Source organism: Serratia sp. GW822-FHT06D09 (genome assembly GCF_058799515.1).
This window is the reverse complement of sequence record NZ_JBXALO010000003.1, coordinates 352,012-374,482: the sequence shown is the minus strand read 5'-3', so window position 1 is coordinate 374,482 and position 22,471 is coordinate 352,012. Positions and strand designations below refer to the sequence as shown.

Annotated in this window: 20 protein-coding genes; 8 read left to right on the top strand and 12 right to left on the bottom strand. The window is 55.0% G+C overall.

The annotated features are described in order from the left end of the window. Together mgtA and AC1RKG_RS09445 are read right to left on the bottom strand one after the other, a co-directional pair. Positions 1–2,700 carry a magnesium-translocating P-type ATPase gene (gene mgtA, locus AC1RKG_RS09450; protein WP_046373219.1) on the bottom strand — a complete coding sequence of 900 codons (2,700 nt, stop codon included), beginning with the start codon at positions 2,698–2,700 and terminating at the stop codon, positions 1–3. Between the two features lie 199 nt (positions 2,701–2,899). Next, positions 2,900–3,598, bottom strand: coding sequence for an MgtC family protein (locus AC1RKG_RS09445; protein ID WP_044552178.1), 699 nt, complete (start codon positions 3,596–3,598; stop codon positions 2,900–2,902). Between the two features lie 513 nt (positions 3,599–4,111). Here AC1RKG_RS09445 and AC1RKG_RS09440 point away from each other — a divergent pair. Beyond that, a complete protein-coding gene (locus AC1RKG_RS09440; protein WP_493182851.1) occupies positions 4,112–6,295 on the top strand; it encodes a glycoside hydrolase in 2,184 nt (727 codons plus the stop codon). A 63-nt stretch (positions 6,296–6,358) separates the two neighbouring features. Continuing rightward, on the top strand, positions 6,359–7,744 hold the full coding sequence (locus AC1RKG_RS09435) for a CoA transferase (RefSeq protein ID WP_493182849.1): 1,386 nt from the start codon (positions 6,359–6,361) through the stop codon (positions 7,742–7,744). 2 nt (positions 7,745–7,746) lie between these two features. Here AC1RKG_RS09435 and AC1RKG_RS09430 read toward each other — a convergent pair whose 3' ends face one another. Further along, positions 7,747–8,619, bottom strand: coding sequence for a LysR substrate-binding domain-containing protein (locus tag AC1RKG_RS09430; RefSeq protein WP_116690240.1), 873 nt, complete (start codon positions 8,617–8,619; stop codon positions 7,747–7,749). A gap of 100 nt (positions 8,620–8,719) precedes the next feature. Between AC1RKG_RS09430 and AC1RKG_RS09425 the strand changes: the two genes are divergently transcribed. Together AC1RKG_RS09425 and rcsA are read left to right on the top strand one after the other, a co-directional pair. Continuing rightward, complete coding sequence (locus tag AC1RKG_RS09425; RefSeq protein WP_493182847.1) at positions 8,720–10,135, top strand: pyridoxal phosphate-dependent decarboxylase family protein; 1,416 nt, start codon at positions 8,720–8,722, stop codon at positions 10,133–10,135. Positions 10,136–10,882: 747 nt separating this feature from the next. Further along, complete coding sequence (rcsA, locus tag AC1RKG_RS09420) at positions 10,883–11,512, top strand: transcriptional regulator RcsA (RefSeq protein ID WP_122079734.1); 630 nt, start codon at positions 10,883–10,885, stop codon at positions 11,510–11,512. Between the two features lie 232 nt (positions 11,513–11,744). On the opposite strand, the gene dsrB is transcribed toward rcsA, so the two are convergent. The 3 genes from dsrB to AC1RKG_RS09405 all read right to left on the bottom strand — a co-directional run bounded on the left by dsrB (position 11,745) and on the right by AC1RKG_RS09405 (position 13,654). Then, complete coding sequence (gene dsrB, locus AC1RKG_RS09415) at positions 11,745–11,948, bottom strand: protein DsrB (protein WP_122080645.1); 204 nt, start codon at positions 11,946–11,948, stop codon at positions 11,745–11,747. 342 nt (positions 11,949–12,290) lie between these two features. Further along, positions 12,291–12,503 carry a transcription antiterminator/RNA stability regulator CspE gene (cspE, locus tag AC1RKG_RS09410; protein WP_004946278.1) on the bottom strand — a complete coding sequence of 71 codons (213 nt, stop codon included), beginning with the start codon at positions 12,501–12,503 and terminating at the stop codon, positions 12,291–12,293. A 284-nt stretch (positions 12,504–12,787) separates the two neighbouring features. Beyond that, positions 12,788–13,654, bottom strand: a complete 867-nt coding sequence (locus tag AC1RKG_RS09405) for an ion transporter (RefSeq protein WP_122079735.1) — start codon at positions 13,652–13,654, stop codon at positions 12,788–12,790. Positions 13,655–13,808: 154 nt separating this feature from the next. On the opposite strand from AC1RKG_RS09405, the gene AC1RKG_RS09400 reads away from it, so the two are divergent. From AC1RKG_RS09400 to AC1RKG_RS09390, 3 genes are all read left to right on the top strand, one after another. Then, positions 13,809–14,177 (top strand): hypothetical protein, encoded by a 369-nt coding sequence (locus AC1RKG_RS09400; RefSeq protein ID WP_122079736.1) that lies wholly within the window; start codon positions 13,809–13,811, stop codon positions 14,175–14,177. 511 nt (positions 14,178–14,688) lie between these two features. Next, positions 14,689–14,901, top strand: a complete 213-nt coding sequence (locus AC1RKG_RS09395) for a hypothetical protein (RefSeq protein WP_041415483.1) — start codon at positions 14,689–14,691, stop codon at positions 14,899–14,901. A 157-nt stretch (positions 14,902–15,058) separates the two neighbouring features. Then, complete coding sequence (locus AC1RKG_RS09390; RefSeq protein WP_493182844.1) at positions 15,059–16,066, top strand: NAD(P)H-quinone oxidoreductase; 1,008 nt, start codon at positions 15,059–15,061, stop codon at positions 16,064–16,066. Positions 16,067–16,100: 34 nt separating this feature from the next. Here AC1RKG_RS09390 and AC1RKG_RS09385 read toward each other — a convergent pair whose 3' ends face one another. Together AC1RKG_RS09385 and AC1RKG_RS09380 are read right to left on the bottom strand one after the other, a co-directional pair. Next, the gene (locus AC1RKG_RS09385; RefSeq protein ID WP_130016365.1) at positions 16,101–17,180 is read right to left on the bottom strand and encodes an endonuclease/exonuclease/phosphatase family protein; all 1,080 of its coding nucleotides are present in this window, start codon (positions 17,178–17,180) and stop codon (positions 16,101–16,103) included. Positions 17,181–17,292: 112 nt separating this feature from the next. Then, positions 17,293–18,345: an SDR family oxidoreductase gene (locus AC1RKG_RS09380; protein ID WP_493182842.1), complete on the bottom strand. Its 1,053-nt coding sequence runs from the start codon at positions 18,343–18,345 to the stop codon at positions 17,293–17,295. 113 nt (positions 18,346–18,458) lie between these two features. Here AC1RKG_RS09380 and AC1RKG_RS09375 point away from each other — a divergent pair, with 113 nt between their 5' ends. Further along, the gene (locus AC1RKG_RS09375) at positions 18,459–19,391 is read left to right on the top strand and encodes a LysR family transcriptional regulator (protein WP_493182841.1); all 933 of its coding nucleotides are present in this window, start codon (positions 18,459–18,461) and stop codon (positions 19,389–19,391) included. A gap of 3 nt (positions 19,392–19,394) precedes the next feature. Here the strand turns inward: AC1RKG_RS09375 and AC1RKG_RS09370 are convergent, their stop codons facing one another. The 4 genes from AC1RKG_RS09370 to AC1RKG_RS09355 form a co-directional block, all read right to left on the bottom strand. Next, positions 19,395–19,781 (bottom strand): YidB family protein, encoded by a 387-nt coding sequence (locus AC1RKG_RS09370; RefSeq protein ID WP_020827585.1) that lies wholly within the window; start codon positions 19,779–19,781, stop codon positions 19,395–19,397. A 92-nt stretch (positions 19,782–19,873) separates the two neighbouring features. Beyond that, positions 19,874–20,122 (bottom strand): GlsB/YeaQ/YmgE family stress response membrane protein, encoded by a 249-nt coding sequence (locus tag AC1RKG_RS09365; RefSeq protein WP_017893301.1) that lies wholly within the window; start codon positions 20,120–20,122, stop codon positions 19,874–19,876. 523 nt (positions 20,123–20,645) lie between these two features. Next, the gene (locus AC1RKG_RS09360; RefSeq protein ID WP_041414723.1) at positions 20,646–21,548 is read right to left on the bottom strand and encodes a LysR family transcriptional regulator; all 903 of its coding nucleotides are present in this window, start codon (positions 21,546–21,548) and stop codon (positions 20,646–20,648) included. A 53-nt stretch (positions 21,549–21,601) separates the two neighbouring features. Next, the gene (locus AC1RKG_RS09355; protein WP_410528811.1) at positions 21,602–22,375 is read right to left on the bottom strand and encodes an SDR family oxidoreductase; all 774 of its coding nucleotides are present in this window, start codon (positions 22,373–22,375) and stop codon (positions 21,602–21,604) included. Between the last annotated feature and the right edge of the window lie 96 nt (positions 22,376–22,471).

Sequence of the window (22,471 nt, the reverse complement as noted above, 5' to 3'; positions counted from 1 at the left end):
TTACAACCACTCACCGAAGCGGCGAATATAGAAACGCTTCATCAACTGCGCCACCACGCAGTAGCTCACCAAGGTACCTGCCAGCCACGGGAAGTATTCCCACGGCAGCGGCTGCAACCCGACCAGTGCGCCCAGCGGCGAGAACGGCAGGTAGATACCCAGCCCCATCACCAGCGCCGTGGTCAGCAACACCGGCAGCGCGGCGGTGCTCTGAATAAACGGGATCTTCTGGGTGCGCAGCATATGCACCACCAGGGTTTGCGACAGCAAGCCTTCAATAAACCAGCCGGACTGGAACAACGCCTGATGCTCTACGCTGTTGGCGGCGAAAACAAACCACATCAGCGCATAGGTAGTGATATCAAAGATGGACGACGTTGGCCCAATCCACAGCATAAAGCGGCCAATGTTTTTCGCATCCCACTTGCGCGGCTTGCGTAGGAACTCTTTGTCCATCTTGTCCCACGGCAGCGACAGCTGAGAGATATCGTACATCAGGTTCTGGATCAGCAGGTGGATCGCCAGCATCGGCAAGAACGGAATAAAGGCGCTGGCCACCAGCACCGAAAACACGTTGCCGAAGTTGGAGCTGGCGGTCATGTTCAGGTACTTGATGATATTGCCGAAAGTCTCCCGTCCCTTGATCACCCCCTCTTCCAGCACCATCAGATTTTTTTCCAGCAAAATGATGTCTGCCGACTCTTTGGCGATGTCCGTACCGGTGTCGACCGAAATGCCCACGTCGGCATCGCGCAGCGCCGGCGCATCGTTAATGCCGTCGCCTAGGAACCCGACGGTATGGCCATTCGCCTGCAGCATTTTCAACACTCGCGACTTCTGCAGCGGCGTCAGTTTGGTGAAGACCGTGCGCTGTTCCACTTCTTGCGCCAGCGTGGCGTCGTCCATCTGTTCAATTTGCGGACCGGAAAGCGGTTCACCCGGCTCCAGGCCAACATCGCGGCAGATTTTGCAGGTGATCACCGGGTTATCACCGGTCAAAACCTTAATCGCTACGCCGTTTTCCTGCAGGGCGGCGATCGCTTCCTGTGCGCTCTCCTTCGGTGGATCGAGGAAGGTCAGAACGCCCTGGATCACCATATCGCGTTCATCGATAATGCTCAGCGGCAGAGCATTTTTCTGTTCGCCCAGATCTCGCGTTGCCAGTACCAGCACGCGGAATCCCTCTTCGTTATATTGAGCGGCAAGCGCCTGCAACGCCTCACGCCGAGCCTGATCCAGCGGTAAAATCTGCTGCCCATCGCGAACATGGGTGGCAATTTCGAGCATTTCCTCCACCGCCCCTTTGCAAATCAGGCGTTGTTGGCCATTTTCATCCGCCACCACGATCGATAAACGGCGGCGTATAAAATCAAAGGGCAGCTCATCGACCTTGCTGTAACGGCCCAACGCCTCGATGCCCGGTTTGCCGCGACCAAAACGGATCACCGCCTGGTCCATCAGGTTTTTCATTCCGCTCTGGTGGAAGCTGTTCAACCAGGCCAGGTGCAGCACCTCATTGTCTTTGGTCCCGCTGGCATCCAGATGGTGCTCAAGGATGATGCGATCCTGCGTCAGGGTGCCGGTTTTGTCGGTGCACAACACGTCCATCGCGCCAAAGTTCTGAATAGCGTTCAAACGCTTGACCACCACTTTGCGTCGCGACATGGCGATAGCGCCCTTCGCCAGGTTGGAACTGACGATCATCGGCAGCATTTCTGGCGTCAACCCAACCGCCACCGCCAGAGCAAACAGCGCGGCTTCGCTCCAGTCGCCTTTGGTGAACCCGTTGATCAGCAACACAATGGGCACCATCACCAACATAAAGCGGATTAGCAACCAACTGACGCTGTTAACCCCGCGATCAAACGCGGTTTGCGAACGGGTACCGACAATCGACTTCGCCAGCGACCCGAAATAGGTGCGTCCGCCGGTTGCCACCACCACCGCCGTGGCGGTACCACTGGCGACGTTAGTGCCCATCAGGCAGATGTTCGACAGCTCCAACAGCGCATGTTCGCTGGAGACTTCGTCCTCACTCGATTTTTGGCTGACGTTGCCCATAACGTCGTATTTCTCAATCGGGATCGCCTCGCCGGTCAGAATGGCCTGGCTGATAAACAGATCGCGCGACGCCAGCAGGCGAACGTCCGCCGGTACCATATCCCCGGCAGAGAGCTGAATAATATCGCCCGGCACCAGTTCGCGGATCGGGACCTCCAGCGTCAGCGGATGTGCGCTGTAGCTGCTGCGGCGCATTACCGTTGCGGTGGTTCGCACCATTGACTTCAGCGTCTCCGCCGCCTTGTTGGTGCGGTATTCCTGCCAGAAGCGCAGCAGCCCGCTGAGTGACACCATCACCAGAATGATGATGACACCGGTGAGATCGGTTTCTTCACCGCGCCGGGCAGGCAGCCAGTAATCGGTAAAGAAACTGATCGCAGCCAGCACCATCAGTACATAGATAAACGGGTTATTAAAGGCGCTGAACAACTGCACCAACGCGTGCGGAGCCTTCTCATGAGCTACCTGATTAATACCAAACTGCGTCAGGCGTTCATCAACATCCTCCTGGGTTAATCCATTACGGTTGCATTTTAAATTTGCCAGCGTCTGGTCAACGCTGTTTTTCGCCTCTTGTGCGATGGCGTATGGCGTCGATTTTTTATCCCGGCGACGTACGGTTTCATTAATATAGGTCATAATGCAATTCTCTTATCTTACTCTGCGCACAGGGATACCCCGCCTGATTAACAGGTGAATAAGCACAGAATGGAATTTATTTAATTGGCGTGATTAACGCGAACTATTGCCGCGTCATGCACGCTGAATAATTAAGCTTTCGGGGTCACCGTCCATGACGCCTCCTTATCACTGAGTACAGTGAAACATTAATGACTTATTAGACAGGCAATTCAGAAGCGATACGCCAACGTACAGCACTGACGCTTTTTTCCAGACTGACGCGACAGACAATACCCTCAATCTCTTTTTGCACCGAAGGGTTAGCGGTTATTTCCGCACAAACCTCCAGCTGGCCGGGAATAGCAATATCGGCACTGCGCAATGATTGTAATCTTAATGCCACGCCATTTAGCGCCTGTAATATCAGGGTGCGTACCAGTATTTCATCCTGCTCGCCGCAGGTGACCTGTATGCGGTAGCACACCTCCAGATCGGTCGCCTGTTGTTGCGGCTGCAGATTGATGCGCTGCGCCGCTTCGCGCAGCAGAATATTGGCGCACAGGATCACCAGCGTCGCCAGCACCGCGTTCCAATACTGCCCCAGGCCGCACAGCACGCCTATTGCGGCTGAGCACCAGAGCGTGGCCGCCGTATTAAGGCCGCGGATATTCAGGCCTTCACGCATGATCACCCCGGCCCCCAAAAAGCCGATGCCAGAGACAATTTGTGCCGCAACCCGGCCGGCGCTGGAAGGGTCGGTAGACATGGAGCTGAGGATAAATACCGCCGCCCCGGTCGCCACCAGTGCATTGGTACGCAGGCCGGCCATGCGCTGGCGCCATTGCCGTTCTGCGCCAATAACGGCACCCAGGCTCATCGCCAGTAATAAATTTAAAACAAAAGGAGTCATAGCCATGACTTTCCCCTTAAATAGCCACAGGAGATAAAATCATGTGCTTTTTAGCACACGCGAAATCGCGCCGATAATAAATCAGCGATTGAGCGTATAAGTGCCAGGAGGGAATAGGCTGTGGCTGCAAATAACCATAATTACGTCCAAATCAATTCACCCGATGCCATTTGGCCTCAGGAACAACAGTCAGATTCGGGTTTGCACAGCTCGGAATAACCAGAGAGGGGTGCTGCCCGCCGTTTTCGGCAAGCAACTAATCAGAAGAGGATTGGTCAGCTTGCCTTATTTATATCACTGCAACTAAAACTGTCCAATTGTGTTTCCTCTTTGAAATTTTGGCTGAGTATAGTGACGCAGAGTGACGATGTAAAGGCGAATTTATTAAACGGAAATTAAACTCAATAACCCCAATATTTGATGAGTCACACGATTATAACTTATTGGCATTGGGCAATTGGCTAATTACCGATAAGCTTGAGCTTCAACAGGACAATCATCCTCAAGGACACGCATTCAATGAACCTGCTTCGCCTTTCCATCAGCCTCGCCCTGCTTGCCGGTTTTCCCGCTCAGGCCCTGCTCTTGCAACAGGGCGAAACGCGTTTCGATATCGATCCTGCCACGCTGCAAATCGTTGCGGGAAAAAACCAGGTTAACCAGGCACTGGCTGGGCAAACCGTGGCTGAACTGCAAAGCACATCGACGCAGGCAAGCTGGCAATGGCCCAACAGCGCCATGCAGGTTACCGCCAGATTGGAGGGTGGCGATCTGCGTTTGAGTTTCAGCAGCAAGCGGGCACAAACCCTGAATTGGTTCAGGCTGCCGCCGCAGGCAACGACCCTGCTGCTGCCGATTGGCGAAGGGAGCCGCATCCCGCTGGACAATCCCGTCTGGCGGAATTATCTGGTCAAGGAAATGACGCCGCTGGATACCAACTGGGATCTGAAACTGCCGCTGTGGAGCCAGCAACAGCAAGGCAAGGTCTACAGTTGGTTGCTGCTAACCCCATTCAGCAACCAGGTAACCTTCGCCAGCGCAGGAAAGGGACTCGCCATGCGCAGTAGTCATGAGTTCAACCGCTTTAATCAGCAGCAGGCTTTCGAGGTGCTGCTGCACGTGGGAGACACGCCGCTGTCCGGCGCGCACCGTTACCGTGAATACCTGCAACAAAGCGGTCAGTTCAGCAGCCTGCGAGATAAAATCCGCATCGCGCCGGAAGGCGAAAAGCTGATTGGCGCTACGCACATTTATCTGTGGGGCGACAAACTGCTGGCGGCGAACGACGTGAAAGATTGGCCGGGTCTGTTGGCCTGGCTTATCACCTCCAAGGGCGAGCTTCTGTGGCGGAAAATGGATGCCGATAGCCAAAAAACCGCGCGCACGCTGGCGGGAAAAACGCCGCAGGGCTGGCAACAGCAAGCGCTGATTGATGCCCTTAATCAGGCGCTGGTGACGCTGACGCCGCTCAAGGCGACGCCGGATGACGCCGACTTCTTATCGGCGCAACGCCAACAGGCCACGGATATCCGGGCATTGGCGCAACGGCAACTCGGGCCCTATCTGACTGCGCCGGAGAGCTGGGGACAGGGGCTGGCTAGCCCCCTGGTCGAGTCGCTGCAGCACGCCGGCCTGCCTCGGCTGTGGTTGGGTACCGACAACTGGACCGCCGAGTTTCTGCACCCGCATGCGGTAGAAAGCGCCAAAAAAGCGGGATACCTGATCGCCAGCTACGATTCTTACGACACCGCCATTCCACGTGGGGTCAATGACAGCTGGTTAACCGCCCAACTGCCGACGTCCCTGCGAGAAAAGTGCGCCATCGTGCGTGCCGACGGCAGTAAGAAACCCGGCTTCGGCAAACAAGGCTACTACCTGAATCCAGGCTGCGTACTGCCTTACTCTCAACAGCGGATGACCGAACTGGTGCGACTGGCCGGGCTGAACAGTCTGTTCCTTGACGTTGACGGCACCGGGATGGTCTCTGACGATTATCAGCCCAACCACCCGACCGGTGCCGAGCAAATGGCGCAGGCTCGCAATGCGCGGCTGGCCTGGTTCAGCAACACCCTTCGCCTGCCGCTCGGCTCCGAAGATGGCAATGCGGTGACCGCACGCCACATCATGTTTGCCCACGGTATGGAAACCTGGGGATTTGGCTGGGGCGATAAGCAGATGAATCACGATAAGTCCTCCCCTTATTACCTGGGTGCCTGGTGGCCCAATGTCCAACCGGCCTTCTTCTTCAGCCCGGCCAAGGTAAAGGAACCCTACCGCACGGTGGAATTCGATCCGCGCTATCGCCTGCCCATGTATCAGGCGGTGTTCCACGACGCGGTGATCAGCAGCCACCACTGGAACTACGACAACCTGAAATTCAGCGATGTCAAAACCACCCGCAGCCTGCTGAGCCAGCTCTACAATACCGCGCCGATGTTCCATCTCAGCCGTGCCACGTTGCAGGCGCGCCTGCCGCAGATCAAACAGGCCGACGCCGCCTTCCGTCCGCTGCATCAGGCCCTTTGGGATAAAGCGCTGATCGATTTCCGCTGGTTGGATAAAGCCGGGTGGGTGCAGCAAACCATCTTCAGCGACGGCACCACGCTGACCGCCAATTTTGGCGAGCAGCCGTTCGACAGCATAGCCGCCCAGAGTCTGCGTGCCAAACTGGCGGACGGTCGCACCCTGAACGTTACGCCATAGCAACACCGGTCGGGGTGAACTACGCTAGGTTCAGTCCCCTGACCGTCACCGCTGGAGTTGATAATGGATAGCCTTACTCAAACGCTGCTCGCAGAGATCGGGCAAAGCTTTGGTCACGACGCCTTTTCGACGGATTCGGTGACGGTCAGCGGTGAAGGTGTGCTGAGCAGCGCATTCCCGGTCAGCGAATTGGCGACCGCCTGCTGGGCCGCCGCCGGGCTGGCCGGCGCCAGACTGCTGCAACAGAATCGCAGCGCAGCACCGCAGGTGTTTGTCGATCGACGGTTGGCGTCCTTATGGTTCGGCTGGACGCTACGCCCGCTAGGTTGGTCATTGCCTGCGGCCTGGGACGCGTTGGCGGGCGATTATGCCACCAGCGACGGTTGGATCCGCCTGCATACCAATGCACCGCATCACCGTAAAGCCGTAGAGCAAGTGCTCGGTCCGCATCAGGATAAAAATGGGTTGGCACAAAAGGTGCTGGCATGGAAAAAAAACGAGCTGGAGCAGGCGGTGATAGAGGCCGGTGGCTGCGCGGCGCAAATGCTTTCTGTCGAAGCGTGGCGGCAGCATACCCAGGGTAAAAGCGTTGCCCTGGAACCGCTGATCCATCAGACGCAACTTCAGGAAGCTGCGACGCCAGTCTGGACGCTGCCCAACGCCAGGCCGCTGCACGGCATACGGGTGCTGGATCTGACGCGGATTATCGCCGGCCCGGTAGCCACCCGTTTTCTCGCCGGTTTAGGGGCGGACGTATTGCGTATCGATCCCTACGGCTGGGACGAACCCGCTGTTGAGCATGAGGTGATGCTCGGCAAACGCAGTGCACGATTGAACCTGACCAACGCCCACGATCGCCATACCTTTGAACAGCTGCTGAAAAACGCCGATGTTATCGTGCACGGATATCGCGCCGGAGCCTTGGAAAAGCTGGGTTATGGCGCGGAACAACGACAGGCTTTATCTCCGGGATTGATCGACGTCTGCCTGAATGCCTACGGTTGGAGCGGCCCGTGGCGCGGGCGGCGCGGTTTCGACAGTCTGGTACAGATGAGTTGTGGTCTGGCAGAGGCGGGCATGACGTGGAAAGGCGCCCCTCACCCCGTACCCTTGCCGGTACAGGCGCTGGACCACGCCACCGGTTACCTGATGGCCACGGCGGTGCTGCAGGGCATCCGCCAACGTCTGCAAAATGGCACCGGCTACAGCGCCCGGCTGTCGCTGGCCCGAACGGCAGAGCTGCTGTTGCGTCATCCGTACCCGCCACAACATCCGGGAAAACCACTGGCGCCGCCGGTCGATGCAGATGAAAACCCGGAAACCGAACTGACCTGCTGGGGCCCGGCGCAACGTCTTAACCCCGCGTTATGGCTCAATGGCACCGCGCTACTTTGGGTACTGCCGGCCACCCCGCTCGGCCGCTCGCAACCGGTCTGGCTACGACGCTGAACTCAGGCCAATTGACGCTGCAACCAATGTAACAAGGCTTCAACCGCCGGCGTCAACCCGGAGTTTTGCGGCCAGACCAGATAAAAATCAACCGGTTCAAGTTGCCGAGCCGCAGCCAACGCCACCAGTCGGCCCTCGGTCAGCGCATCGCTCACCAAAAGTCTTTTCACCAGCGCGATACCAAATCCCTGTTCGGCCGCGCGGATCAACAAGCCAGCGTCATTGAACGACGCCAGAGGCCTGCCATACTCCCTCTGCTGATGCACCAAAAACCAACTGCGCCATGGCGTAACATCATGCTCCAGCAGCGGCATGCCTGGCGTACCATCGTCGAAGGCCGCCTGCCATTGGCGCGCCAACGCAGGGGTTGCGACCGGCACCACCTCTCCCCTGGCAATAAGTTGCGCCTGCATATCCGCCCATTGCCCATTGCCAAGACGAATAGCCGCATCAAAACCTTTGCGCGTCAGATCCTGCACCGCCAGCGAGGCATCGATATCCAACGTAATATCGGCGCAGGCCGCGTGAAAAGACGACAGCCGCGGCATTAACCAGTAATGAGCGAAAGAAGGCAAGACGCTGATACGCAGAGCCTGACTTTGCGCAACGCGCCTGACCCGGCCAATCCCCTGTTGCAATGCTTCCAGCGTTGGTTCGGCCACCGCCAACAGCTCGCGCCCGGCAGCGTTCAGACGCAGCCCCCGCCCCTGCCGTTCAAACAACGGACAGCCCATCGCCTGTTCAAGCTGCTGGATCTGCTGACTGACGGCACCGTGGGTAAGGTGCACCTGCTGGGCGGTGGCGCGCAGGTTCTCTAGCCGGGCGGCAATTACAAAGGTCGGCAGAAAGTGTAAAGGAATACGCTCATCGAACATTGGTTAGCCCTGCTATCCAAAAAGGGTATTTTTCATCGATTTTCGCGCCAAAGTAAAGGGTTTAGGGTGTCACTATTCCCCCTTACGTCTGGAGTTATCGATGCACCCACGTTTGCAGCAAGACCTTGACCAGTTTCCACAGATCCTCGATCACACCCGTCAGTTGGCCGAAACGTTTCTGGGCGGCATAAAACAGCGCCCGGTTTGCCCGCCCCTGGATGCACAGCAACTTCAGCCGGGTGATGACCAACTGGCCGAAGGTGGCAAGGGCGCGATCGCGGCACTGGACCACTTCTGGCAGCGTTATGCCGAGGGGATCTCCGCCAGCGCCGGGCCACGTTACTTTGGCTTTGTGACCGGTGGAGCAACCCCGGCGGCACTGGCGGCGGATTGGCTGGTTAGCGCTATCGACCAAAATAGTCAATTGAGCCAGGATACCGTTGCCGCAGCGATTGAATTGGCGACGGTAGACCAGCTAAAAACCTTGCTGGGGCTGCCGGAAACCTTCAATGGCAGTTTTGTCAGCGGGGCGACCATGGCCAACTTTGTCGGTATCGCCATCGGTCGCCAATGGCTCGGCCAGCAACGCGGTATTGACGTCGCCGAACAGGGGGTTGCGGCCCTGGGCCCCGTACAGGTGCTGTCGGCGAATCCGCATGCCAGCAGTGTGAAAGCGCTCAGCATGCTGGGGATCGGTCGTGATGCGCTGAAAATTATCGACTGTCTTCCCGGCTCCGAAGCTATAGATCCGGCGGCGCTGGAACGGCATCTGGCTAGCAGCGTCGGCATACCTACTCTCGTCCTGGCCAGTGCCGGCACGGTGAATACCGTGGCCTTCGACGACCTGCAGCAGTTATTGGCGCTGCGGGAACGTTATCCATTCTGGCTACATGTCGATGCGGCCTTTGGCGGCGTGGCGGCCTGTTCACCGCGCTATGCAGCGCGCCTGGCCGGCTGGGAGCAGGCGGATTCCATCACCGTTGATGCTCACAAGTGGCTGAACGTCCCTTATGACAGCGCCATTCAATTCAGCCGTCATCTGGCCTTGCAGATGCAGGTGTTCCAAAACCATTCGGCCTATCTGGAAGCCCCCACGTTACGGCCGGACAACTATCTGCATCTGACCCCTGAAAACTCGCGGCGCTTCCGGGCACTCCCTTTATGGATGGCGCTGAAAGCCTATGGCCACAGCGGCATGCGGGATATGGTGGAGCGAAATGTCCAATTGGCGCAGCTTTTGGGCACAGAGCTGGCGGCCAGCGAAGGCTTTCATCTGCTGGCGCCGGTCAATTTAAACGTGGTGTGCTTTGCCCTGAAAGACAATAAAGGCGATGCCGTTGCAGCACGCGACCGTTTTATCGCCCGCCTGGATCGGCACGGCATCGTGCGTTGTACCCCTACTCGCTACAATGGGCAGCCGGGGATCCGTGCTGCGCTGGTCAATTGGATGACGCAGGAAAGCGATATTCATTTAGCATTGGAATCGATGCGTTATTGTTTGCCAGAACCTTGCTGATAGGGAAAAATCAAGGGTGTTTCCTGCGTGGGTCGCTCTATTATTACGGTCGTCACCATGCGGCCGTAAACCTTTATCAATAATTGATAATTTACAGCCCTGTTGCGAAAGAAAATAGTTCAGTAAAACCAATTAATCACTCACTGACATTTTTCACATTGGTTGAAATAGCACGAATAATCACACCAACCTCTTGTTATATCGTCACTTTTCTTAACAAAAAAACGCGTTAATGTTAACTCTATGTGATTATTGATTATCGCAAGTGATAAAAAATGGAAGAATTATCATTATCAAAAACAAGAGAATCACAGATAACATTATGATAATATTATTAAAAATAAAATCATACAAATCAGAGTGTATTTCTAAAGCTCAATAAATAGGCTAAAAAAAGTTAAAAAAACAACACATGAATTTTTTTTAAGAATTTTCCTAGCAATCTAATATTTCGTTTCGTGACATGATGGGTTGAATCAATGACAAAAAGACCAGCAGGCACGCGGTTCAAGCCCAAATTGGCGTTACCTCACAGCAATTCCTGCGCCAGCAGATTATTCTGACTTAAGCTAAACTTATAGATTCACAGTGTTAATTAGTTTAGTAATAAAATATCGTTGAGTACAGCCGTGTTTATTGATAGAACACTGCTTCTACGTGAATTTTTTGTGCTTTTTATTTGCCTTTAAGGCTTCAGGCTTTTTCTTTTTGTTACCGCGGTAAAACGGATTTAAGTGGGGGTGAGATATGCCAACGATCATTATGGATTCATGCAGCTATACCAGATTAGGTTTGACAGACTACCTGACAACACACGGAGTAAAAAAACGCCAGATTAATGCCATCAATGATATCGACGACCTGCATGAAAAATGCAGCAAGTTGAAACCCAGCCTGGTATTTATAAATGAAGACTGCTTTATACACGAAGCGAACGCTACGGAACGTATAAAGGGGGTGATTTCACTGCACCCTGACACCTTATTCTTCATCTTTATGGCCATCACCAACGTACATTTCGACGATTATTTATATGTTCGTAAAAATGTCATCATCTCGTCAAAATCCATCAAACCAGAGACTATGAATCAACTACTTAGTCACTATCTGGAGAAAAAAGCGCCTCGTACCGAGAAAACCTCGTTTGACCAGACTCCGGTTACCCTTAGCCAAACTGAGTCAAACATGTTACGCATGTGGATGTCAGGCCAGGGCACTATCCAGATCTCCGACCAGATGCAAATTAAGGCCAAAACCGTCTCTTCCCATAAGGGAAATATCAAAAGAAAAATTAAAACGCACAACAAGCAGATTATTTACCATGTTGTTCGTTTAACCGACACCTTAACCAGTGGAATATTCGTCAATAGCCGCTAGGTAAAAGGTTTGTTGCTTACTCTGCAAACGTTGGTTTTAAATGTCTTTCAGCGTGCCCTGCTGGATACCACGCATTTAAATAACCTAAATACCTGTTCGCGACGATACTCTCGGCCGCGACGGGTATTCCCGCATTAAAAGACCGAGTATTCTTCCCCCTCCGGAATAATTCCCTCACGGAAGTTTTGCAGATTAAATTAATGCGCCAGAGAAGTATTGGCTCGGTATCAGACTATGACCTGGTTTCCGTCTGCCTAAGCTCAACAAAGGTCCCATCACGGCTGTCAATCTCGTTGAAGAACCAGACACCGGCAGGATAGTCCGGCAAAGAGACCAGATACATAATCCCTTCATTAAACTCTTCTACCGCCAGGATCACCCCTTCACGCCGCTGTATGCCATCCGTCTTTACGGTGACCAGATCGTTCACTTTCATGCCGTACCCCATCATTTATCATTGATGTCAGTGTATTACAAAATGCGGTGAGAAAAATACTGCGCCGACAGGGAATTCGCCACTCGCCTGTACGGTTCTCACTAAAGCGTAGCAGTCCACCGGACCCTCAGCTTTTCACTTTCTTAACGTTTTGTCCGCAGAATCTTAAGCGCACAACGGTTAGTCTGTTTCCTGGTGCTTCCCCCCAGAGAAGTATCAGCAAATGAAGAAGTAACAAGGAACTTTTGCCCGCAGACTTGCGGGCTTTTTTTTGCCTGCGCCAAATTACAGGCACAAAAAAACCCGCCTTGGCGGGTTTTTGTTAATCAGCAGAAGAGCCGATTAGATAGCGGTAACGTTAGCCGCTGACGGACCTTTAGCACCGTTCTCGATAGAGAACTGTACGTTCTGGCCTTCAGCCAGGGTCTTGAAGCCTTGATCCTGGATAGCAGAGAAGTGTACGAACACGTCTTTGCTGCCGTCTGCTGGAGTGATGAAACCAAAACCTTTAGACTCGTTGAACCACTTCACTTGACCTTTGATCATGTTAGACATGTCTAATTCCTTCAATATTAAATGTAAGCCACCATGGGCAAGATATAGCCGGTCATCAGTTACTTATGGAGGCACTAGAAAGGAAATTCGTCAGTGAAGTGCTATCTAGGATAACGCTTTAAATTTGAACTACTTTACTCAAAATGTCGTGCATAAATAGGTCTGTACCACAGGCCGAGAAGCATTAACTCACGATGGGACTTTAATAGCAACTCTTTTTGTTTGCCCCTCTGTGGAAACGGGGCCAAATGCACAGGATTTAACCCATTTCGCTTGTTTTTTGGTCACTTCTGGCTCTGCTTACCCGATAATGGGGGTAATCGGCTGCCGCAATATTTGCAAAATATCGCCTCTGTCTCATGGCCACCTCGTTGACATTGTTCACAATTTCGCCTTTCACGACTGCGCTGCAGTTCTTGCGACATGTAAGCCGTCAGAATCCCGGTCGGCACCGCGATGATTGAATAGCCCACCAGAATCAGGACGGAGGTCAATAATCGGCCCAGCGGAGTATGGGGGACGATATCGCCGTAGCCTACGGTGGTCAGCGTGACGACTGCCCAATAGATAGACGCCGCCAGGCTGGTAAACCCGCCGCTACCGCCCTCTATCGCATACATCAAACCGCCAAACACGCACAACACCACGGCGACAAAGCCAAAAAACATTGCCAGCTTATGGCGCGCCAGCTTGATGCTGCGCCAAATCATGCCCATTTCGCTCATGTAACGCAGCAGTTTCAATACCCGCAATACCCGCAATACCCTCAGGACACGCAGCAGCATCACAAATTCCACCGTCATATGCGGGAACAACCAGATGATGTACAGCGGCAGTACCGTCAACAAATCGACCATGCCGAAAAAGCTCAGGGCATAGTGCTGCTCACGCGGCGTACTCCACAGGCGTAACAGATACTCGAGAGTAAAAATGAAGGTAAATACCACCTCCGCCCAAAAGAACAGATAAATGGCCTGCCGACCGGGCGCGTAAAGGGCACTGCCCCCTGGTTCGAGGAACAACAAAATCACGCTCAGCAACGCGGTAGCGACCCAAAAGGTTTCCATCCTGCGGCCGATGCGCGAATGGTTGTCGAACAGCAGCCGATAGCTGCGCTGGCGTAAACTGAGCGCCGCAGTGTCAGTGGTCATAGTCCAATGTCTTATAACGGGAAGTTGCTCATATACTAGACCTGAACCTGAACGCCGCCAACTCTGGCACCGGCCCCTCAGAGGTCACAAATGATAGTAATTCTCGTCTGACTGTTTTATAGTTGCGCAGCGTAACTATAAAGGGAGATTGACCATGCTTAGAGGGCATACGCTGGCAGCATTTTGCTGCACCACGCTGTTAATATTGAGCGCCCCAGCCCAGGCGCTGGATCTTTCCTACAAGGCACCTGAGCCCAGCATCAAACCCGCGCCCGCGCCCAAAGCCGCGCTCGGCCCCGCGGAAAAAACCGCCAAGGCGCCCGTGGTGTGGTCAGAAACAGAAGAGAAAACCGGTTTTCGGGTCGATCTGGAATGCGATCACCCCGGGTGTAGCCAGAAGCGCACCAAACCGTATTCATCGCTGAACAGCCCGGTGAAAAAAACCGACCGCCGTCGCCAGTCTGATCCCTATTCCACCAATCAGGATCCCGAGTACAGCGTGAACATGGGTTATCAATGGTAACCACGCTTTAAGAGTTATCCCTATATCTGCGCAAACGCGCACTTTATATAATGGTCACCTGTTCACCACTCCTCCTGGTGCTGGACACAACAAGCTGTGTTGCAATTTTTTATGCGCCTCCCTATAGGCGCTTTTTTTATGTCTGAATACCAGTCCGTTCCGCCCTTACAGAATGGTCTCATTGCGGCATAACGTGATAGCTGTCACAAATAACCGCTCTCAAGCCACGCGTTATCGGAGGTTGGCCAGATGGCGACTGAATATTTATCTTTGCTGGCAGTGTTAGCCGGCATCGCAGGTTTCGCACTGTATAAACACTTTAAATCACAGAAGAAAAGTACTTTGCTGCGTCCGCACGATCGTTGACGCAAAAGTGGCCGGGGTACGGCATCGACGCTGTGCCTCAGGCCACACAACTGCGCTCTGTCATTTTTTTATCACAAAATTGTCACAATATAGCCATATCATGGTCGGCGATTATCCGCACTGGCTCAACACCAAGGATTTCGTTATGACCACCATGATTAAAGCAACAAACCACCAGGAAGCCGAAAAGCTGATCCGCTACGGTACGGCGAAAAAAATCGAACTGGCCTATGACATCGACAGCGATGATTTTTTCCAGCTCGCCAGCCTGTGGTGTGATAGAGGTGCCAAGATTTCCAAAGGTAAAGAACACTTTATCGTCTCGCTAAAAGGTTTTCGCATCCCGCCAAATGATTGATGTTATGCCGCCCTTGCGGCGGCGCCCCCTTCCCCCGAAAAAATCGCCTTGTGAGCTACACTCTCTCCTTAGCATTTCAGTAAGATAAATCATCAATTACTGCAGCTGGTTACCTAGATGGGTCACTGCGCCTGAATGCCAACCGAGGAGAATCGTCATGTCTGCGAACCCGCAACTGCCCAGCACCATGAAAGCCATTGAGATCAGCCAGCCCGGCGAACCGGAAGTTTTGGTTGTCGCACAGCGGCCGCTGCCGTCCCTGCAACAAGGGGAGATCCTGGTGAAGGTCGCCGCCGCCGGGGTTAACCGCCCTGACGTGTTGCAACGCCGCGGCCAATACGCACCGCCTCCCGGCGCATCGGATATCCCGGGCCTGGAGATCGCTGGCGTGGTGGTCGCCACCGGCGTTGGTGTGCAAAATTATGCCGTTGGCGATAGCGTCTGCGCCCTGATTGCCGGTGGCGGCTATGCCGAATACTGCAAGGTGCATGAAAGCAATGCGCTGTCGGTCCCCAAAGGATTTAGCCTGGTTGAGGCAGCAGCCATCCCGGAAACCTTCTTTACCGTGTGGGTCAATGTGTTCCAGCGCGGCAACCTGAAAGCTGGCGAAACCGTTTTGATCCACGGCGGCACTTCCGGCATTGGTACCGTCGCCACCCTGCTGGCGAAAGCTTTCTGTGCTCATGTGATTACCACCGTTGGCTCGGAAGAGAAGCGTCAGGCCAGCCTGGCCTTGGGGGCCGATGTGTCGATCAACTATCGCGACGAGGATTTTGTCGAGCAGACCCGGCACGCAACTAACGGCAAAGGGGCAGACGTGATTGTCGATTTGATCGCCGGCGACTACCTGGCGAAAAACTACCAGGCGGCAGCGATGGATGGCCGCATTGTGCAAATTGGCACCCAGAATGGCGTGGTGAAGGAGTTGAACCTGATGCCGCTGCTGCTCAAACGTCTGACCCACACCGGTTCCACGCTGCGTTCGCGAAGCGTTGAAGACAAAGCGGGTATTGCCGCCGATTTGCTGCAAAAGGTTTGGCCATTGCTGGATCGCGGTGCGTTAAAACCGCAGATCTTCAAAACCTACCCGCTGGAACAAGCAGCCGAAGCCCATGCGTTGATGGAGTCGAGCCAGCACATCGGCAAGATCATGCTGACCCTCTAATCTGTGCCCCGCAGCCTAGGCTGCGGGGCCTGTTTCACCTGCCTGGCGTATGCACGTCTCCAGGCGTTGAGTCGGTACTGTCTAACTTTTCCTGCGCCAGCGCTTCATCTTCGCTGTCTTTCTCCAGGCTTTCCTGCTGCGCCCCCTGCTGCGGCGAATACACCAACTCCACCATAATCGGGAAGTGATCTGAACCGACGCTGGTCAACCGACGCAGCGATCCGAGCACGAAATCATCGCTGTGAAACACGTGATCCAATGGCCAACGCAGGAACGGATAACCGGCATGAAAGGTGCTGAACATGCCCCGACCGCGGCGCGGATCCAACAAACCGCTGACTTTAAGGAACAACCGGGTGGTGGTCGACCAAGCCACGTCATTCAGATCGCCGGTCACAATCACCGGAAACTCCGATTTGGCCGCACTTTTCCCGACCATCACCAGTTCGGCGTCGCGGTCTTCCGATTCCTCGTTTTCGGTAGGGCTCGGCGGCATCGGGTGAACGCAGTGCAGGCGCACCTGCGGCCCATGCGGCAAATGCACCATCATGTGCATCGACGGGATCTGATCATCCACCAGATATTGGATCTGCGCATCGCTGAGTTTCAGCCGCGAATAAACGTGCATGCCATACAGATTATCCAACGGGCATTTCAACGTGTACGGATAATCCTGCTCCAGCACCGAGAGCTGTTGTTCCCACCAGCGGTCGGTTTCCACCGCCACCAGCACGTCCGGACGCTCGGTCGCCACCAACGCCAGTAGCTTATCCGCCTGGCGATTGGGTGTTAACACATTGGACACCAGAATGCGGATACGCGGCTTTTTTTGATAGCCGGTAAAGTCCAGCACCTGCGGTTTGCTCAGCCGGGTGTAAGGGTAAATCCAGGCCGCCTGGTAAACCACACAGGCCAGGTTCAGCGCCATCATGCCCCACACCCAAGGCGACAGCGGCACAAACAGCAGATTCAGCAACAACACCAGTAGCGAAAGCGCCAGTATCTGCAGGCGGGGAAAATCCCACACCCGAATCCACCAGGCTGCATGCTTTGAAAGCGGCGCAATGGTCACCAGCGCCAGCAAAAGCGTCAGTATGGCGGTAATCCCTGTCACGTTTATTTCCTCATTCTCATCGGCCTGGGCCTGTCGGGGTGACGGCCTCTTGGCTGCCGTATCTGGCGGCAGCCAAAGATTGCCATAAAAAACCTATCCCCCGCCAGCGGGCTTAAGGAATAATCTTGCGACGACGGAATTCGTCAAACAGTGCGAACAGCATCGCTTCGGTGTCGACAAACTGATGAAAGCCAAAGCGTCGCGCCTTGCTGCCGTCCGCAAACATGTCGTAATCCCACGAGAAAACAAAGTCCGCGAAGCGCCAGCTCGCCACCGCGCGATAATCCGCTTCGGCCAGGCCATGCTGCCGCGCCAGCGCCTGCCACAACTCGCTTTTGTCTGCCATCACCGACGTCAGCGGCATAGGCAGCGGCGGCGCCACTTCCAAACCAAAGTAGCCGGCAATTTTCGGCCACATCTCACTCCAGCGAAACAGATCGCCATTGTTGATATTAAACGCCTGATTGGCAGCCGCCGGTTCCGTCGCAGCCCATAGCGTGGCGCGCGCCAGCAGACCCGCATCGGTCATTTCCAGCAGGCTGTGATAGGCCCCCGGCTTGCCGGGGAATCGCAGCGGCAACCCCAGAGACTTGCTGATGGAGGCATAGACCGCGATAGTCAGGGCCAGATTCATCGGATTGCCGAGCGAGAAGCCCCCCACCACGCTGGGCCGGATCGCGCTCCAACGCCAATTTTTGCCCTGCTGACGCCGTTCAAGATAGCTCTGCTGCTCAAGATTAAACTCCGGCGGCATGTGCCCGGCATCGTTTTCCCGCGCCGGCGTCTTGAACGGCCCCAGATGAGCGCCGTAAACTTTATAGCCCTGCATCAGGCTGATGTGCTCCAACCCATGCGCTACCGGCTCCAGCGCCTCCACCACATTGGCCAACATCGCCAGATTCGGTGCAACCAGCCCCGCCCAGTCCGGCGCATCCTGATAAGCGGCATAGAAAATATGGCTGACCTCGGTTAGCGGGCGCAAGGCATTGCGCGTCGCCTGAGCATCCAACAGATCGACCGCCACATAGCGCACTTGCGGCCGATTGACGCCCCCGCGTCGTGACAGGCCAACCACCGGCCAACCTTGCCGTTCCAGTTCTTCAATCAGCTTGCCGCCAATCACGCCGTTAGCCCCGACTACCAACGCCAGTTTTTCATTTTGCATAGGTCACCCCGCTCGCTTTTGTTTGAGGCCCTCACTGTGAGTGATTAGCAAAGCTTGCGGTAGAGGCGTAGTGTTGCTAACACTTATAAGTAAAATCTATAACTGGAGCGCTGATGGACAAGCTGAACGCCATGAAGACTTTCATGCGGGTCGCGGAACTGGGCAGCCTCTCGGCAGCCGCCCGCGATTTGGGCCTGACGCAGCCGGCGGTCAGCCAGCAGATTACCGGTCTGGAACAACAACTGGGCGTGCAGTTGCTGTTTCGCAGCACCCGCTCCGTCACGCTGACCGACGCTGGCGGCGGCTATTATCGGCAAATCAAACCGATTCTGGCGGCGGTGAGTGAAGCAGAGGAAGCGCTGCACGGCATGCAGCAGCGGCTGCAGGGCCCCTTGCGCATCCATGCCCCGACCGGCTTCGGTCAACAGCACCTGACGCCGCTGGCGATAGCTTTTCAGCAACAGCATCCGGAATTGAATATCGAACTGTTGCTCGACGATCGCCGGGCTGACGTGATCGGTGAAGGTATCGACGTGGCGATCCGCTTTGGCGAAATAAATACGCCGGGCACGGTGGCGCGCCGGCTGGGGGAATTACAGCGTATTTTAGTGGCTTCCCCGGCCTATCTGGCAGCGCAGGGCGAGCCGCAAACTCCCGCAGAGCTGGCGAGACATCCGCATATCCGCTATAGCGGCTTGAGTGACGGCGATGCGCTGACCTTAATTGGCCCTCAGGGTGCCGAGATAGTGAACCTGCGCCCGGTCTTTCGCGCCAACAATACGTTTTCGCTGCTGGCGGCCATCGAATCAGGATTGGGTATTGGCGGAGCACAGCGCCCGCTGATTGGTCGGCAACTGGCCAACGGCAACCTGGTACCGGTGTTAACGGCCTGGCATTATCCGCCGATGGCGCTGCATGCGGTTTACCCCGCAGCGCGGTTTATTCCCGGTAAAGTCCGGGCCTGGGTAGATTATTTGCTGGCGGCGTTGGGGAGTATTGAGGGAATTAGGGTGAACAAAGCCCCCGACAAGGTGCCAGGGGCATAAAGATTATTTGAACAGTTTACCGACCATGTCACCCAGTTCGTTGCTGTTCGACTGCACTTCGCCATTTGGCGAGGCCGCGTCAGCGACCGTTGGCAGGAACTGTGCAATGGTGGCTGAAGCCTGAGCCGGATCGATCCCCAGCTTTTCCGCCAGTTGGTTGATGGCATCGCTGCCCAGCGCTTGCTGCACGTGATCGCCGCTAATCTGCTGGTTTTCACCGTTGCCCAGCCACGAGCCGACCACATCGCCGAATTGACCCTGGCGGAACTTGTCCAGAATCGCCTGCAGGCCACCCTGCTGCTCAACCCATTGCATAATGGCGACGTAATCAATGCCCTTACCGTTGGCACCGCCCAGAATGTTGCCCAATACGCTATCAAACAGACCCATGGTATTCCCCTTCCGATCGTCGGCTCTGCCGCTCGACCGCAGTGATTTAACGAAAAAGGGCCGCCGCAGCGACCCTGTTGATCAGCAACTGATTAATTTCTGATCTTTCTGTAGACAAAAAGCACCACCAGGGCACCGATGACCGCGACAACAAAGCTGCCCAGGTTGAAGCCATCAACACGGCCCATACCGAAGAAGGTACTGATATAGCCGCCGACAACCGCACCGATGATCCCCAGAATAACGGTTACGATAAAGCCGCCGCCGTCTTTGCCCGGCATAATCCATTTAGCCAAGATACCGGCGATTAACCCAAAAATGATCCAGGAAATGATGCCCATTTTTACTCTCCCTATTACTTTTTGCCCAAAGAAACTCTGTTTTCAGGCCCGCGTCGGCGCCTGATCCAACCCTGACGATACTTTCACAACCACAATCCTGTTGCCCTGTGCTGACCGTTAACGGCAGCGCGATGCAGGGTGAATCTTGATAAACACGCATATTCACACTGTTACTATAGACAAATATCAGCAGTTTACCCATTTCCGTGTGTCTGAATTTAGCTGTGCAAAAATCAACCGCATTCATCAAACTGTCATTACTCCGCGCTATAACAACAGGTGAATATTGCTGCAGGGGACAGACCATGACCAACACACCGTTTCTGCTGATACTGGCTGCAATCTATGCGCTAGCCGCCGCCTGGGACGGTTCTGCCGCCTTGTTGTTCCAGTGATGTTACACGCGCTTTGTCACTTTTCGAGTGGTTTTAAATGTGTCTTGTTTTGTCTGCAAATTTAATCAGTTGAAAACGAATGACAAATAGCGAGCCGTTTGGATAAAAATCCCATTGGCTACCGGGCCTCAATTTTCACAAAAGGGCTTGATAAGGTGGCTGAACCACTCGGCAAAGGCGGTTAAACGCGCCGAACGTTGGCGGCGGTGAGGATAAAGCAAGGCAATGCCCATTGCCGGTGGCCGGGCCTGCGGCAAAACCTCACATAAGCTCCCGTCCTCCAGGTAGTGCTGAACATCAAAGCGCGGTATCTGAATCATCCCTAATCCTGCCAGACAGCACCCAATATAATTTTCCGCATTGTTTACCGTGACCCGGCTACGCAAGATTTTTTCCATGTGCTGATCGCCCCGCTGCCAAACCCAGGTATCTGCCCCGGCCAAAGTCGGCTGCGCGTAGCCTACCCCCCAATGCCCCGCCAACTGCTCAGGATGCTCCGGCGTGCCGTAACGTTGCAAATAGTCCGGGCTGGCGCAGTTGATCATGCTTAATCGCCCCAGCGGCTGGCTGACCAGGCTACTGTCGCTGAGACTGCCGACGCGCACCACGCAGTCGATCCCTTCCTGGATCAAATCGATCGAACGGTCGCTGGCGCTGAGAAACAGTTGAATGTCGGGGTACTGCACAAAAAAGTCCGGCAGCGCAGGCACTATCATTCGCCGGGCTATACGACTGGGCACATCGACCGTCAAACGACCGTCGATCGGGCCGTTTTGCCGATGAAACAGGCCTTCCAGTGTTTGAACGTCGAACAACAGGCTGCGCGCTTTTTCGAGCAACAGCTCACCGTCGCTGGTCAATTGCACCCGGCGAGTGGTGCGGTGAAACAGGCGGGCACCCATTTCGTGTTCCAGTTGTTGTATCGCCGCCGAAACCGTGGTTTTTGGCATCAACAGGATTTGCGAAGCGCGGATAAAACTGCCCACCTCAGCAACCTGGATAAAAACCCGTAATCTCCCTATTTTATCCACCGGTTGTGCGTCCTGATTAACAGGCTGCGGCCTGGGCCGCAGCAGAATTAAGGTTAACGGGTAGTATAGCCACCGTTGGCGAACAGCGTCTGCCCGGTGATCCACCAGCCGTCAGTGACCAAAAATTTAACGATCGGCGCAATGTCCTCGATGTCGGTCAGACCGGTTTTCGAGAACTTGCTCAGCGCGGCGGCACTGCTGTGGTACGCCACCGCCTCCTTGCTTTCCTGGCCATAGAAGAACGGCGTATCCATTGGCCCCGGACCAATGGCGTTCACGCTGATACCGCGTTCGCCAAACTCCTTGGAAGCCGCGCGGGTAAAGTGCTCCACCGGCGCCTTGCTGCCCGGATAGACCGCATAAAATGGCGTATAGGCCGCCAACAGCGAGCTGACAATGGTCACAATTCGGCCGTTATCGGCCAAATGTTTACCGGCCTGCTGGATAAAGAAAAATGCCGCTTTGGCATTGATGTCGAAACTGCTGTCGTAGTCGGCTTCGGTCACTTCGGCAATCGGTTTTTTAATCACCAGACCGGCGGTATTGATGGCAATGTCCACCTTGCCAAACGCCTTGACGGCCTCCTCAAACAGCAGCGCCACGTTAGCCGGCTGGGTGAGATCGCCCTGCACCGCAATCGCCTCGGCACCTGCCGCCTTAACCGCCCGCAACGTTTCCTCCGCGGCAGCACGAGTGGCGTCGCTGTTGTAGTGCACCACCACGGCCGCCGCGCCGTTGGCGGCCAAATCACGCGCCACCAGGCCACCCAGGTTCTTGGCGCCGCCGGCGATCAACACCACTTTTCCATTCAAAGATTGCTTGCTCATTACAGTGACTCCGTTAGTGAAGGTTGCAACGAGTATAGAAACTGTGACCGCTCAGATAATCTGTCCAAATTGGGATGAACCATCCCGCTTTTTCGG

Coding starts and splice junctions, on each gene's coding strand:
- mgtA (WP_046373219.1), bottom strand. CDS start 2,700: ATGACCTATATTAATGAAACCGTACGTCGCCGGGATAAAAAATCGACG.
- AC1RKG_RS09435 (WP_493182849.1), top strand. CDS start 6,359: ATGGATAGCCTTACTCAAACGCTGCTCGCAGAGATCGGGCAAAGCTTT.
- AC1RKG_RS09445 (WP_044552178.1), bottom strand. CDS start 3,598: ATGGCTATGACTCCTTTTGTTTTAAATTTATTACTGGCGATGAGCCTG.
- AC1RKG_RS09405 (WP_122079735.1), bottom strand. CDS start 13,654: ATGACCACTGACACTGCGGCGCTCAGTTTACGCCAGCGCAGCTATCGG.
- cspE (WP_004946278.1), bottom strand. CDS start 12,503: ATGTCTAACATGATCAAAGGTCAAGTGAAGTGGTTCAACGAGTCTAAA.
- AC1RKG_RS09380 (WP_493182842.1), bottom strand. CDS start 18,345: ATGCAAAATGAAAAACTGGCGTTGGTAGTCGGGGCTAACGGCGTGATT.
- AC1RKG_RS09400 (WP_122079736.1), top strand. CDS start 13,809: ATGCTTAGAGGGCATACGCTGGCAGCATTTTGCTGCACCACGCTGTTA.
- AC1RKG_RS09355 (WP_410528811.1), bottom strand. CDS start 22,375: ATGAGCAAGCAATCTTTGAATGGAAAAGTGGTGTTGATCGCCGGCGGC.
- AC1RKG_RS09440 (WP_493182851.1), top strand. CDS start 4,112: ATGAACCTGCTTCGCCTTTCCATCAGCCTCGCCCTGCTTGCCGGTTTT.
- AC1RKG_RS09395 (WP_041415483.1), top strand. CDS start 14,689: ATGACCACCATGATTAAAGCAACAAACCACCAGGAAGCCGAAAAGCTG.
- AC1RKG_RS09430 (WP_116690240.1), bottom strand. CDS start 8,619: ATGTTCGATGAGCGTATTCCTTTACACTTTCTGCCGACCTTTGTAATT.
- AC1RKG_RS09375 (WP_493182841.1), top strand. CDS start 18,459: ATGGACAAGCTGAACGCCATGAAGACTTTCATGCGGGTCGCGGAACTG.
- AC1RKG_RS09370 (WP_020827585.1), bottom strand. CDS start 19,781: ATGGGTCTGTTTGATAGCGTATTGGGCAACATTCTGGGCGGTGCCAAC.
- AC1RKG_RS09365 (WP_017893301.1), bottom strand. CDS start 20,122: ATGGGCATCATTTCCTGGATCATTTTTGGGTTAATCGCCGGTATCTTG.
- dsrB (WP_122080645.1), bottom strand. CDS start 11,948: ATGAAAGTGAACGATCTGGTCACCGTAAAGACGGATGGCATACAGCGG.
- AC1RKG_RS09425 (WP_493182847.1), top strand. CDS start 8,720: ATGCACCCACGTTTGCAGCAAGACCTTGACCAGTTTCCACAGATCCTC.
- rcsA (WP_122079734.1), top strand. CDS start 10,883: ATGCCAACGATCATTATGGATTCATGCAGCTATACCAGATTAGGTTTG.
- AC1RKG_RS09390 (WP_493182844.1), top strand. CDS start 15,059: ATGTCTGCGAACCCGCAACTGCCCAGCACCATGAAAGCCATTGAGATC.